At 53.6% G+C, this 13,242-nt stretch carries 10 protein-coding genes and 2 pseudogenes; 2 read left to right on the top strand and 10 right to left on the bottom strand.

The window, feature by feature from the left end; translation table 11 throughout:
- Positions 1-176 precede the first annotated feature (176 nt).
- The 3 genes and pseudogenes from IGW03_RS35885 to IGW03_RS35875 all read right to left on the bottom strand — a co-directional run bounded on the left by IGW03_RS35885 (position 177) and on the right by IGW03_RS35875 (position 3,229).
- A pseudogene (locus IGW03_RS35885) lies at positions 177-1,411 on the bottom strand (IS3 family transposase).
- 91 nt (positions 1,412-1,502) lie between these two features.
- Positions 1,503-1,682 (bottom strand): annotated as a pseudogene (locus tag IGW03_RS35880) (helix-turn-helix domain-containing protein); the annotation flags it as partial.
- Positions 1,683-2,986: 1,304 nt separating this feature from the next.
- On the bottom strand, positions 2,987-3,229 hold the full coding sequence (locus IGW03_RS35875; protein ID WP_194727175.1) for a hypothetical protein: 243 nt from the start codon (positions 3,227-3,229) through the stop codon (positions 2,987-2,989).
- A gap of 112 nt (positions 3,230-3,341) precedes the next feature.
- Between IGW03_RS35875 and IGW03_RS35870 the strand changes: the two genes are divergently transcribed.
- Both IGW03_RS35870 and IGW03_RS35865 read left to right on the top strand, forming a co-directional pair.
- Positions 3,342-4,429, top strand: a protein-coding gene (locus IGW03_RS35870) for an IS3 family transposase (RefSeq protein ID WP_194727174.1) whose coding sequence is annotated in 2 segments (ribosomal slippage) — positions 3,342-3,603 and positions 3,603-4,429 — 1,089 coding nt in all. Because the reading frame shifts where the segments join, the coding sequence is not laid out codon by codon here.
- A 112-nt stretch (positions 4,430-4,541) separates the two neighbouring features.
- A complete protein-coding gene (locus tag IGW03_RS35865; protein WP_194727173.1) occupies positions 4,542-6,716 on the top strand; it encodes a putative bifunctional diguanylate cyclase/phosphodiesterase in 2,175 nt (724 codons plus the stop codon).
- Between the two features lie 270 nt (positions 6,717-6,986).
- Here the strand turns inward: IGW03_RS35865 and IGW03_RS35860 are convergent, their stop codons facing one another.
- From IGW03_RS35860 to IGW03_RS35830, 7 genes are all read right to left on the bottom strand, one after another.
- Entirely contained in the window at positions 6,987-7,451 is a 465-nt protein-coding gene (locus IGW03_RS35860) for an MgtC/SapB family protein (protein WP_194727172.1), read from the bottom strand.
- A gap of 106 nt (positions 7,452-7,557) precedes the next feature.
- A complete protein-coding gene (locus IGW03_RS35855) occupies positions 7,558-8,349 on the bottom strand; it encodes a c-type cytochrome (RefSeq protein WP_194727171.1) in 792 nt (263 codons plus the stop codon).
- Positions 8,346-9,971 carry a b(o/a)3-type cytochrome-c oxidase subunit 1 gene (locus IGW03_RS35850; protein WP_194727170.1) on the bottom strand — a complete coding sequence of 542 codons (1,626 nt, stop codon included), beginning with the start codon at positions 9,969-9,971 and terminating at the stop codon, positions 8,346-8,348. Before IGW03_RS35850 ends, IGW03_RS35855 begins: the two co-directional genes overlap by 4 nt.
- On the bottom strand, positions 9,961-10,530 hold the full coding sequence (locus IGW03_RS35845; protein ID WP_438943703.1) for a cupredoxin domain-containing protein: 570 nt from the start codon (positions 10,528-10,530) through the stop codon (positions 9,961-9,963). The genes IGW03_RS35850 and IGW03_RS35845 overlap by 11 nt, the downstream gene beginning before the upstream one ends.
- Before the next feature lie 6 nt (positions 10,531-10,536).
- Positions 10,537-10,713 carry a hypothetical protein gene (locus IGW03_RS35840; protein ID WP_192805316.1) on the bottom strand — a complete coding sequence of 59 codons (177 nt, stop codon included), beginning with the start codon at positions 10,711-10,713 and terminating at the stop codon, positions 10,537-10,539.
- An 8-nt stretch (positions 10,714-10,721) separates the two neighbouring features.
- Positions 10,722-11,963 carry a c-type cytochrome gene (locus tag IGW03_RS35835; protein ID WP_438943702.1) on the bottom strand — a complete coding sequence of 414 codons (1,242 nt, stop codon included), beginning with the start codon at positions 11,961-11,963 and terminating at the stop codon, positions 10,722-10,724.
- Positions 11,964-12,025: 62 nt separating this feature from the next.
- Positions 12,026-12,748 carry a c-type cytochrome gene (locus IGW03_RS35830; RefSeq protein WP_500048349.1) on the bottom strand — a complete coding sequence of 241 codons (723 nt, stop codon included), beginning with the start codon at positions 12,746-12,748 and terminating at the stop codon, positions 12,026-12,028.
- Positions 12,749-13,242 lie beyond the last annotated feature (494 nt).

The following is a 13,242-nucleotide window of genomic DNA, read 5'->3' as shown; positions in this document are numbered from 1 at the left end:
GGGGGATAGTTACCGACTCAGGAAACAGAAGAAAGCCGGCTTCGTCGGCAATGCAGTCAAGTCAGTGGCTCAGAATTCGGCCGCGTAAAGGCCCGCAAAGTGGCTCACTTTTACTCCGCGCTTGACACCATTGTCGGTGCGCCTGGTCTCGCCCCTGTATTGCCGGACCGTCGGTATTAGTTAGCTAAGGCCTGTCTCTTCTCCCTGAACAAGCGAGGAGACAGGTACTTCAAGGCACTGTGCGGATGCTTTGTATTGTAGTGCTCAAACCAGTTTCCCAATTGCTGCATCACCGTCCTGGCATCCGGACGTAACGCAAGACTGGCGTAGTCACGTTTGATGGTCTTGACCAGCGACTCCGACATGCCATTGCTCTGTGGGCTGCGTACTGGCGTGGTGACAGGTTTCAGACCCAGCATGCGGGCAAACGAACGAGTTTCTGCAGCCGTATAGCAGGAGCCGTTATCGGACAGCCATTAATCTCGCTCGGTGCAGTTTTGCTGGTTCCAAATCGATACTCCACCGCCTGCATCATCAAGTCACCTACCATGCCAGCATCGATACCTTTGGTTGTGGCCACCCAACTCATGACTTCACGGTCGCAGCAGTCCAGTGCAAACGCTACCCTCACTCGTTCGCCGTTGTCACAGCCGATTTCGAAGCCATCCTGAACACCATCGGGTATTGCTAGCTTCCACGGCTATCCTGCCATCATGCCGGCGCATGTCGACGGGCCGCTGCCCATGTCGATACAGCAGCAAACCATGGTCACGCATGACTCGGTAGACCGTCTTGTGATTCGGCGCTGACCTGCTTGCATCGACCGGTTGATGCCTCAAGACACCCCATACGCGCCGGTAGCCATAGGTCCCAAGCTCACGAACCACCTGGCGGATATCTTCCAGCAAAGCAGAGTCGTCCTTGCTGTGCCGGGCTGTTCTACGGTCTACCCAGTTGGCAGGCCGGTCCAGCAATGCCGCAATATGGCTGCGCGCCACGCCAAGAGATGCGCATACCAGTCTCACTGGTCGTCCCCGGGCAATAACGGCGAGCGCGCAAGCCACTTTTTTGCTTTGGCATAGTCCACGGCTTCCTTGAGGATATCGTTCTCCAGCGTTTTACGACCGAGTGCTGCTTCCAGCTGCTTAATGCGCTTCATGGCTTCCTGCAGCTCAGAGGCCGGCACGACCGGTTCATTGGCTCCTACTGCCACCAAAGAGCCCTCGGTATAGGCTTTACGCCACTGGAACAGCTGGCTCGCTGTGATGCCAGCTTGTCTGGCAACCAGGGAAACTGACATGCCTGGCTCCATCGTCTTCCTGACCCATTCCAGCTTCTCTTCCGGGGTCCAGCGTCTACGTCGCTGAACCCCGGTAATGACTTCTACTTCGCTCTTTCTTCCCAGAGGCATAGGCATATCCATAGGTGTATTCCTAGTCGTTATTGTAAGGAATACCGCCGGTCCGGGAATCTACGGGGCTACTTCAGCGCCGCCCTACCGCAGCTTGCTGGTGTGCCTGTGCCGGCCGGTAGCCCCGCTCGCCGCGGTTGCGCTGCAGCTCCCGACTGATCGTTGACTTGTGCCGCTTCATGAGCCTGGCAATGCTGCTGCAGTCATGTCCTGCCTTCTTCAGTATGTAGATCTGGTATCGTTCGTCTTGGGTGAGGTGTTTGTAGCGCATTCCGGGCAACATTGACTTGGCGGTCTTGGGGCCCGGATGCTACCGCATCTTCCCACCCGCCTTAGTTCATCAAGTTGCACTTCCCAATTGAATCCGCGATCCATGAAAAAAGCCGCCTGTGATTGATTGCCTAAAAACTCACAGCTTATTCTTTTCTACCATTTTGCCTCTGACCTTTCCACCTCTGGAGAGGATTCAATATTGCATAGATAAAATGGGTATTGAAGATAAGCATCAGAATAACGACATTTCTTCATGCGAACAGCTACGGTGTATGTCGTGTACAAAGCAGGATAACTTATTCATCGGTTGTAACGCTTTGTCACTACCTTGGATAACTGCGGGGATTCATTTCTACTAATCAATTCTGGAACGATCGTGCAACGAGTGACCCTTTCTAAAAGGGAACCACAAATTGTTTTATCGTGCAGTCTAGCGTTTACAGAAACAGGTGATAAAAACTTACAGCTTATAGCGCAATGAGATGATAGTTTAAACCTGCAAGACATTCAGGTAACGGGTTTCCATTGTTCCAGAGCTCCGTCTTCATCGGCCTTTCAAGCGGCGACGTTTAACCTCAACTAAATTCCAACCTAATTCACAGCGAATCTGCTTTGGCTCAGGCGGGGGACAGCGTTCCTTGCTGCGTTGCTGCAACCAATCACGGACTTGCTCTTTAGTAGGCATAGCGACCTTATATTCACATTACGTTCTATACCAAGGTGTCGCATAGATCATGCCACCGTATTAAATCTTTCGAATATTCAGGAAATCCTCCAGATCATGGATGATTTTTTGCAATACGATATGTTATTCACCGCATACTCGCCGGTATAAACAGCCGTACCGTGTATATTTTGCTGCAATGCGGTAAAAGCAACGCGTTTGTCCTGTCTACCGTATTCACAGAAGAAGATGCGGATATGTAGGACTTATACAGCCGTGGGCGTGGGCGAAATTTTTTACGTTACCAAATCCAACCCTCTTATGGCCAGTATTGGCCTCTGCTCACTAAATGACGACACTGCGGTAACCAAGCGCCTCCGACAATTGTGAGTTATCAATTGCCATTCAGGATGCTAAGCCTACATTGAGCATGAGCCTACGCTAGTCCGCGTCCTCGTAGCGTCCATCAAGGATATCGCATGGGTGTCGGCAACCATGTCTATTACTTTGCCTGTCCACGTCGACCTGTCATCAGGTGTACGAGGTACGGGAACTACGTTGCTTCAAGAATGACCCGGAGAGAGGGCGACTGATCTGCCCATACTGCGTTTGGGTTACTCATGTTCACCCAAGCGTCTCTACTTTCTGTGTAAAGTTGTCTGCTGAACAACAAACCGTCGTGCGGCAACATGCCTTGCTTCAGGTAGGGCATCTTGATATCCGATGGGATCAGTAGCTACTAATTGGGCTTTGACGATTTCTCGTAGCATTTCGGCATGCTGCACAATCAACTTGGCGGCCGCTTCATATTCCCTTACGGTATCCACCTTCCCTTGTCGCCGAGCATCATTAGTCGACCGAAGCGTATCGGCAGCACTCATATATGTTTGCCTACCGACGCAACTTATTGAATATAAGTTAACTCGTATGGTAATCCCCCCGGCCAAAAGAGGCGATCAGAAGTAGAATTTTCTCGTTGAGGGAGAATTCTGTATGAAGAAGTCAAAGTTTTCGGACAGTCAGGTTATTGAAGCGCTCAAGCGTGTGGAGGGCGGACTGGCAGTGCCGGAGTTGTGCCGTGAGTTAGGAATTAGTTCGGCAACGTTCTACAAGTGGCGTGCAAAGTACGGCGGTATGGACACGTCAATGATGGCTCGGATGAAAGAGCTGGAAGCGGAGAACATGCGGCTCAAGAAGATGTACGCCGAGGAGCGGTTGAAGGCTGACATTCTGAAAGAGGCCATGGCAAAAAAATTCTGAGGCCGTCTCGCCGCCGCGAGATGGCCAGGGAAGCTGTCGAAGGCAAAGGGATCAGCATCCGGCTGGCGTGCGATATCTTCCAGGTCAGCCAGACCTGCTACCGCTATAGCGCTAAGCGCAATGCCGAGAACGAAGAGATTGCTCGGTGGCTGATGCGCCTGACCGACAACCATCGCAACTGGGGCTTTGGCCTGTGCTACTTGTATCTACGTAACGTGCGAGGCTACGGCTGGAACCATAAGCGTGTGTACCGCATATATCGAGAGTTGGAACTGAATCTACGGATCAAGCCACGCAAGCGACTGGTTCGAGAGAAGCCGGAGCCGCTGATGGTGCCGATGGCGATCAACCAGGTTTGGTCCATGGATTTCATGCATGACCAGCTCGGTGACGGCCGCTGCTTCCGACTCCTGAATGTGATCGATGACTTTAACCGGGAAGCGCTGGGCATCGAGATCGATTTCTCTCTTCCGGCTGAGAGAGTGATACGCGCCCTTGAGCAGATCATCGAGTGGCGTGGTAAGCCGGCCGCCATTCGTTGCGATAATGGACCAGAGAACATCAGCGGCGCTGTCCAGAGCTGGGCAGCGCGACGGCAGATTCGGATCGATTACATCCAACCCGGAAAGCCCCAGCAAAACGCCTACGTGGAGCGATTCAATCGCACGGTGCGCTACGAATGGCTATCCCAGTACTACTGGGAGGATCTCGAAGAAGTGCAGTTGTTCGCCACACAGTGGATGTACGGCTACAATCATGACCGTCCAAACATGGCCCTGGGCGGTATCACACCAATACAGCGGTTGGCCATGGCCGCGTAACTCTACTTCTGAATGCCCCCAATTCCGGGGGGATTACCGTATCAACTGTAAGTACTCTTCCAGCCAATGCACCGAGCCTGTTACTAGTATGCATTAAGCTTAACGGAAGCATATGATCTCTCGCCTTGATGAGCCGGTTCCCGAGCCACGATTTGTCAACCTACTGCGATTGGCGGCCGACATTTGCGGCGTGCGCATGGCGCTGGTGACTTCCTATACAGGCGGGAAGATTAACGTTGAATGTCAGTATGGCTTCAGCGGTGAACTGGATAGCGGCTTTTGTGCACACGCTCTGCTTCAGGACGACCTTCTGGAGGTGACCGATACACTAGAGGATCCACACTTTTGTGATTCGCCCCAGGTTCGGGGTACACCGTTCATTCGCTTTTACCTCGGAGCACCACTGATCTCGCCAACTGGTCACCGATTCGGCACCTTGGCCCTATTGGATTTACACCCAAAGACCATGGACGCATCGCAACGAGAGCATTTGCGCACGCTAGCTCATCAAGTCATGATCCACTTGGAGTTACAGCGCCAGCGCAAGGCATTGGAGGACCTTGCCAATGAGCTTGATCAAGCGAATAAACGATTGGAGCAACAGGCTGAACATTTGAATCAGGCACAACATATCGCGCATGTAGGCAGCTGGAAATACGTGATCGACGAAGACCATCTCGTTCTGTCAGATGAGATACTGCACATGTACGGCCTCGCTCCCGCGGAGTTCGCCGGCACAATGGGAGCGTTCATTGGACTCGTGCATCCGGAAGACCGCAAGGCAGTCGAGACGGCCAAGGATGCCGTATTGCGCTGCGGTCATGCAAGCGTGGAGTGCCGTGTCATCCGCACTGACGGTGAAGTACGCTCGTTTGAAGTCATTGGGCAGATGTTCACGCATGATCACAGTCCTTCGTATATGGCTGGCACCACACAGGACATTACTGAGAAAAAGACAGCGGAAGACAAGATCCGGCAACTGGCCTATTACGATCAATTGACCGGCCTGCCAAACCGACGTTTTGTGCTTGATCGCATCGACCGGCTGACCGCAATGCGTCGCCGCTTTGCCCATGATGGAGCAGTACTTTTCATCGATTTGGACAACTTCAAAATACTCAACGATACTCACGGCCATGACAAGGGCGATCTGTTGCTCAAACAGGTTGCGCAGAGGTTGATATCGTGTGTGCGGCATTATGACTGCGTTGGGCGCTTCGGCGGCGATGAATTCGTGGTACTGATCGAGCTTGTCGGTGAAGAGGCGATTGACGGCGCAACCCATGCCCTGCAAGTGGCCAAAAAGGTCCTGGCAAAACTCAACACGTCATTCATGCTCGATACTCTGCCGTATACCACTACACCGAGTATTGGAATTGCGCTGATCGACGGTGAAATGTTATCGACTGGAGAACTGCTCAAACGTGCTGACCTGGCTATGTATCAAGCCAAGGCTGAAGGCCGGAATGCAATTTGCTTTTTCAATCCCAAGATGCAAGAGGCAGTCAATGCCCGCGCGACGCTCGAAGCTGACCTGCGCCAGGCTCTAGCCGAGCATGCATTTTATCTCGCGTACCAGCCACAAGTGGATCATACCGGGCGCATCAATGGCGTTGAAGCGTTACTGCGCTGGCGCCATCCGACGCGCGGACACATATCACCGTCCGAGTTCATCCCGTTCGCCGAGGAATTTGGCATGATCATGGAAATTGGCAGCTGGCTGATCCGGGAAGCTGGCAACCAACTGGTGCGCTGGTCCCACGCTAAAGCGACGCGAGATTTAGCCCTATCAATCAATGTCAGTGCGCGCCAGTTTCATCATCCTGCCTTTGTCAGCCAGATCACTGAAACTCTGGCGGAGACCGGAGCTGATCCTGGCAAACTGAAAATCGAGATTACCGAGAGCATGCTGATACGCAATTTCGCCGACACGCGCAATAAGATGATGACGCTCAAGGCGCTGGGGATCCGGTTTGCGCTGGATGACTTTGGTACCGGCTATTCCTCGTTGGCATACCTGCAGCAACTACCGCTGGACCAGATCAAGATTGATCAGTCTTTCGTGCATGATGTCATGACCGACAAAAATGATGCTGCCATTACCCGATCTATCATCTCACTGGCGCATAACCTCGGCCTTGCAGTGATCGCAGAAGGCGTAGAGACGGAAGATCAACGGCATTTCTTGGCAAGTCAAGGATGCAGCCACTACCAGGGCTATCTGTATGACGCGCCGCTAACGGCTCGCATGGTAGAGGAGCGGATGGCTGGCACTCGGCCCCATTAGGGTGGTAAGGAAACACCTTTCGCCCCAGCCACTTGACATTCGAGTTTCGAGGCCCGTACCAAATTTTGGGCACGATTTTCCAATATGCTTTGGTAAAACCATGAATCCGATTTCATAACTCATCAATGCGAGCGACCATGTCCTCGTTCGCTTGGTCACATTAGAGCGCTTTCGACCGGACTAGGCGAGGCCGAGGTGGTTTGCCGGCGGAACAGTGTGTGATTATTAACCCCCACAGTATCGCAACAGCGCAAAGTGGACGCTCAGACCTTATTTCTTTGTAAAGCGAAGCAAGGAAAAAATAATCAATGCTAAAGCCGTGCTCAGGACCGCCGTGGCTTCATGCCCCAGACCGGCAGCACAACCTACTGCTGCAGTTAGCCAAATACCTGCCGCAGTTGTCAGTCCATGGATTTCGCTGGCCTCCCAGCGTTTCATGATAGCGCCAGCGCCAAGAAATCCGATGCCGGCTGCCAGTCCCTGAATAACTCGCGACACGTCTGCCACCGGCATCCCAGTTTGTAGTGGAACCAGAACAAAAAGCGCCGCGCCCAGAGATACCATCATGTGCGTGCGCAGGCCCGCGGATGCTCCCACAGCCTCACGTTCGTAGCCGAGTATTCCGCCTAACGCTGTAGCGACTAGTAGTCGTACCGTGACTCGTGTAATGTCGCCAATCTCAGAGAGATCAGAAAATTCTTGTTGCAGGACTATCCAGATGTCTTGCCACGGCATTGAATCGCTCTCTTCCGTATGAGAAGTACAAACTTTGTTTGCGTACTGGTGAGCAGTTCGAGCCTGTCTGGCATTTCATCAGGGCGCCAATATTTTTACTGGCTATCTATCGCCGGGAATAATAGCGGGCCACCGTTTCAATTTCCTCGGGCGTCATCTGCCTTGCAATATTGCGCATCTGCCCATGGATGTCATTACTGCGCGTTCCGTTCGCAAACGCCTGCAATTGTTCACGAATGTAGGAGGCTGAAGCGCCTTCGAGCAATGGACTGGTGTTCTTGTAATCGCTTCCCCCATGACAGGAGACGCAAGGCGCAATATTGCGCATCGGTGAGCCGACCTGAACGATCGCGGGCGCCTTCATCTGTTCGGCAAGGTCCGGTGGCGGCGCAACGCGCGGCAGGTAAGCGTAGTAGGCCGACAAATCGCGCATGTCCTGGTCACTCAGGTCTCTGACATGGGGTGCCATCAGTTCACTTTTACGATGCCCTGACTTAAAGTCTCGCAGCTGCTTGTAGATCGCCTCGGAGTACTGCCCTGCCAGATTCGGCGTATCGGCGCCGCTCATGCCGCGCGCGCCATGACACATCGTGCAGCGCATCGCCAACGTTGCACCACGGCCGATCGACAAGCTATCGGAAGAGAGCATTTGTGGCGTCACAATGACTTCACTGGCACGTACAACCTTCCCTCCTCTATCATTCTCGCCTTGCGTGGCAACCGGCACGCCTGCGGCACGGCATATAGCGTCCCAGAGCCCTGCTATCGTCTGATTCCCCTGCCGATAAGGCACCCAAACAAAACCAATCAATCCAGCAATAAGAGCAATAGCGGCGACACCCACCACTGAATAGACGAACCAGGGATTCTTGAGAGAGAAGAGGCGCTCCGTGCTCATCGCTTGACTCCTACCGGTATCGCCGGAACTGACGTCTCTTTCATGCCGACCAACTTGGCAATTGGATAGCCGTAATTCACCACCGTCAATGCAATCATCAATGTCAGCCACAGCGCAAAGCTATTTAGCGCGATGGGAACAGTCTTCGGTTGATGTACTGGCATGCTAAAGCGAAATTCTGGCAATTCAATGCGTGATGCGCGGTGTCCGCGCAGGAGGATCACGATAAACAGGACTGCCGATACTACGAGCAACAGACCGCCGAGGAAGGTGATGATGACCGAAACAGCCTGAGGGGCAATGGCCGGGTCGCTGTAATCAAAATAGGCCATGCGACGTGGGATACTGAGAATGCCCACGTAATGCCAGGGGAAGGTTACGACAATCATCCCAACGAACCAGAGCCACAGTTGGATCCGCATGAGACCAATGCTCTCCAGCGCCTTTCCGGTTAGATGTGGCCAGAGGTCGTAAGCGATGACAAAGTACATGATGACGATGGCGCCCCCGAAGATCAGGTGGAAATGCCCGGTGATCCACTGGGTATTGTGTACAGTGAAATCCAGTTGATAGCTCATATTGATGATGCCCCCGGCACCGCCGAAGCCCAGGAGAATGAAGGAGAAGGCAATTGCGAGCATCATCGGGTTTTTCCAAGGCAGCGCCTTGACCCAGCCGAGAACTCCCTTGCCGCCACGCAGACGGGCTGCAATCTCTACGGATGCGGTAATCGTGAACACGGTGAGCAGCGTCGGCACTGATACCATGCCGGTAAAGATGGCGTGGAGGAATTTGAAGCCCTCACCTACCTGCGGGTCCTGGAAGACATGATGGATGCCAATGGGCATGGAGAACACGAGGAAGAGCACAAAGGCGACCCGGCCCATCGTGTCGCTATAGAGCCTGCCTCCGATTGCTCGTGGAATGATCGTATAAAACGCAATGTAGGCAGGGAACAGCCAGAAATACACAATGGCATGCAACGTCCATGAAAACAGGACGCGCGCCAAACCTGCATCAATGGTCGACTTGAAGCCCAATGCAACCGGAAGTATCTGGAACAAAATTTCCAGTGAGGCGCCCACTGATGTCCAGGCCCATAGATACGCACCGGCGACATTGGCAAACATCGCTAGAGGGATGGGAACGCCGGGATTGTCTTTCTTCCACAGTCGCAGATTGATCGACATAAGCGCGACCCAGATCCAGGAACCGACAACCACCAAGACAATGCCGATGTAAAAGAAAGCGTTGGCGATCATCGGGGGATAGAAGGTGTACAGCACCGAAGCCAATCCCATTGCCACTGGCACCATGGCTACAATGGTGCCGATCACCAGCAGGTAAAATCCAATCCATGCCCACTTCATCCCTACTAGCGGCCGCTTCAATGAAAGCTCGACGATCGCGTAGCCGAAGCCCATGGCTACCAGTGTTGGAAAAACGTAGGCCATTGCCGATCCATGAGCGGTGACGGACCGGTAATACAACTCGGGATTACTAAGGCCCGGATGCAGAGGACTGCGGACATACATCTGCCATTCGCCCAGTAGCAGGGCGATAAAGAATGCGATGAACGCTACCCAGAAGTGCGCCAGAACAAGTCGCTTGCTATTGAACACAGTTCTGCCTCCGCTCGTTGGCTGCCTGCTTGAAGAAAGTCTCTTTGTCGATGACCTTTACCCTTGCCCACATACCGGCGTGCCCTACCCCGCAAAATTCATGGCAAGGCATGACATGCATGCCAGGCTTTCTGAATCTGGTATCGAATGTCGAGATGTAACCCGGTTCCAGCATGACGTTGACATTGGTCTCGGCGATGATGAATCCATGGATAACATCGGCGCTGGTGACACGAAACTTTACCGGGGTCTGGTCCGGTACAAGAATGCATTGCGGCGTAAAAGAATACTGTTGACCGACTATTCGGACGGTGACCGAGCCATCCGGTTCGACGGCCGAACCCAGATTGTCTTCGGTGAATTCTCCTGCCAGGTGAAGCGTCGAAGGGTTGATCGTTTCGACGTTCTTGGTCGGCATCATGACGAAATGCAGACTCGTGTACGCGATCATGCCAAGCAATAGCGCAATGATCCCAATCACAAAAATGGCCCAGCGCGTTTCCGCCCTGGCGGCGACCTGTTCACTGCGGTGATGCATCGCTTCGTTTGGGTTCGGCATAGCAGCTCAGGTTCTCGGGATGAAAACAAAGAAATAGAAGGCAAACCAGATGGCAAGGACGATCAGGACTGCCGTCCCTGCAACGGCTAGTGCTCCTCCCGGCCCTTGGCTGACGATTTCATCGACAGCCTCCTGGTTGGTCTCGGGTATTCCAATACGTGTTTCGGGCGGCTCGTAAATCATGTAGACGGTCACTCCAGGGTTGCGGAACGCAGTTCATTGGCTTCACGTGGGCTGACAGGGGTGCCCCGGTTGGCCCAGGCTGTTCGGATATAGGTGACAACGGCTGCCACCTCGACATCGGAAAGCTCTTGTGCAAAAGGTGGCATGCCGTAAGGCATAGGATTCTTCTTTGTGCCAGGCGGATATCCGCCATTCAGCACCATCCGGATCGGATTGACCGCAGAAGTCATCTCGATGGACTGGTTATTGGCCAGTGGCGGATAATGAGGCGGCATGCCCCTGCCATCCGTGCCGTGGCAGGTAGCGCATTTCGCTTCATAGACACGCCGGCCATCGATGGAGAGCTGCGTCGCTTCAGGATTGTTGATGAGTGGACTCGGACCTCGCTCGGAAGTCTCCTTGTCAGGAATGTCTTTCAAGTACACCGCCATTGCCCTGATATCGTCGTCCGTCAGATGTTGAAGGCTGTTGTAGGTAACTTCCGCCATCGGACCATAGACAGTGCCACGACGCGAGACGCCAGTCTGCAGCAAGTCCACGATGTCCTTGATGTCCCATTCTCCCAAACCGGCTTCCTTGTTCGAGGTCAGGGAAGGCGCGTACCAGTGCTGCATCGGAATGAGCCCCCCCTGAAAGGCTTTGGCTTCCGAGGAACCGCCGAGCGCATTGATGGGGGTATGACACATTGCGCAATGCCCAAGCCCCTGCACCAGGTAGGCACCGCGATTCCATTCAGCAGATTTTGTCTTGTTCGGCTGGTACTCTCCCTCTTGGAAATACAATGTCCGCCAGCCGATCAACAAGCTGCGATTGTTATAAGGGAAGCGCAGTTCATGCGGGCGGTTTTGCTGCACGACCGGTGGAACCGACATCAGGTAGGCAAAGATGGCGTCCGTATCTTCACGCGTGACCTTGGTGTATGACGCGAAGGGCATCGCCGGATACAGCAGCGAACCGTCGCGGGAACGACCCGTGTGCATCATCTTGTAAAAATCATCGGCAGTCCAACTACCGATGCCGGTTTTAGGATCGGGCGTAATATTGGGTGCGTACAAAGTCCCAAATGGCGTCGGCATGGGCCTATTGCCGGAGAAGATTTTTTGTCCGGGCACCGTATGGCATGCGATACAGTCACCGGCTGCGGCCAGGTACTTGCCCTTCTCGATTTGTGCGGGTGATGCACCGCGTCCGGGTTTTGTGGTTTGTGCCTGTACAGCACTCGGCAAGAGAAGAACAGCGCATGCCGCCATAGTCGCAGCTACACTTCTAGTCCCAATACGAATAACTGACAATAGCACCTTACTTCTCCTCATCATGGCTTTTGGCTCCCGCATGCAAGAGGCAACCGTTCCGAGGACTGCTTAGCAGGCTCCGTGTTTGCAGGAATCGGCATTGCGGCAAGCCATGCGGAGGCTGCTGCGACGTCTTCTTCGGTCATCCTGGCAGCAATCAGCTGCATGCAGTCGGGGGCAATCGCCGTGCGTGTACCATAGCGCCATGCGCCAAGCTGAGCGCTGATGTAGTCAGGCCGCAAGCCGATTAGCCCGGGAATGCCCGGCTCCCGGCCGCTCAGGTTTGCACCGTGACAGGTGGCACAGGCGGGAATGTTCTTTCCTGGATCGCCCTTGGTGACGAGCGCCTGGCCCCGTACAAGAACCGACTGGGACACTGCGGGAGGTCCTGGGTTTTCGTATGGCTCACGGGCATCAGCGTAGTACTGAGCCATTTTCATTAGATAATCGTCTGGCAGATACGCAAGAAGATAATTCATCGGCGCGTATTTGCGCCGTCCCTCGCGAAAGGCAACAAGCTGGTTGTACAAATAGCCGGCCGGTTTTCCGGCAAGACGCGGAAAATAAACATTATTCGTTCCGCGACCGTTCTCGCCGTGACATGAAACGCAGCCGCGAACACGTTCTTTCATTGTGTCCGGGGGCAAGGCTGTGGGTTGGGTGGTAACTGCTTGAGCGATGCTGGCACTTGATGAAAGTGCAGCTAATGAATAAAGCAAAAGTCCGAATACCTGTGGCTTCACGCAATGCCTCCACCAGATACGCAATCAGCTTGGTTGACTGCTTTGTTATAACACCTGCAATTCCCGGTAGACCCTGCTTCGGATCAAAGATTCTTTTGGATTCAAAGAATCGTTTGATCCTTGATCCGACTCAACGGAGCTGACATCTTCAACGTCGTGCGGAAGTCAGCCTCATGGGACGAGAAGCGGCTCCTCCATACACATCCTGACGATGCAAGGGCAATTTTGCACCGTCTATCGTGGTCTACACTCCAGCCTCGCCATAGAGAGACTTGCTGATATGGGCCGCCAACAATGCGGCTTACTTCAGATTGAAATAGCCTGTTTCTAAGGTTGCCTGTATTGTCTAAGTCAGCGCTCCTATTTTGTTACCGTTCACCCCGCTCGAAGCTTGCGGAAGTCAAGAGCAACACAGAACATCGCTGAGCGGCAGCAATAAACAGTGAGTAAGTGCAGGAAGCGAACAACTCGCAAGCAGTTTGGCGATTCTTACG

The organism is Noviherbaspirillum malthae, assembly GCF_015352985.1.
Lineage (GTDB): Bacteria > Pseudomonadota > Gammaproteobacteria > Burkholderiales > Burkholderiaceae_D > Noviherbaspirillum > Noviherbaspirillum malthae.
The sequence above is the reverse complement of the archived record's forward strand: the minus strand, read 5'-3'. Positions and strand labels throughout refer to the sequence as shown.